Origin of the sequence: Rhodoplanes roseus (assembly GCF_003258865.1) — a bacterium.
Classification (GTDB): Bacteria; Pseudomonadota; Alphaproteobacteria; order Rhizobiales; family Xanthobacteraceae; genus Rhodoplanes; species Rhodoplanes roseus.
The window spans coordinates 1-288 of the sequence record NZ_NPEX01000734.1; the positions used below are offsets into that span (position 1 = coordinate 1).

Annotated in this window: 1 protein-coding gene; it reads right to left on the reverse strand. The window is 62.5% G+C overall.

Annotated elements, in window-relative coordinates:
- The coding region (locus CH341_RS32175; protein ID WP_245431349.1) for a LysR substrate-binding domain-containing protein at positions 1–288 on the reverse strand (288 nt) is incomplete at both ends.

Sequence of the window (288 nt, forward strand, 5' to 3'; positions counted from 1 at the left end):
AGTTCGCCGGCCCGGATGGCGCAATCGACCCCCTCACGCACGAGATCGACAAGTCGGTCGCTTTGTCCAAGATGAATGTCGATCAGCGGATAGCGCGCAAGAAAGTCCGGAAGGCCTGGCAGGATGAAGGTCCGCGTGAGCCTTGGATGGGAATCGATGCGGAGCACACCGCGCGGCTTGGCATCGCGTAGGAGCCCCTCGGCCTCTTCGATGTCCGCCAGAATGGCAAGACAGCGGCGGTAGTAATCCTCTCCATCGAGCGTCGGCGCGACATGGCGTGTGCTGCGT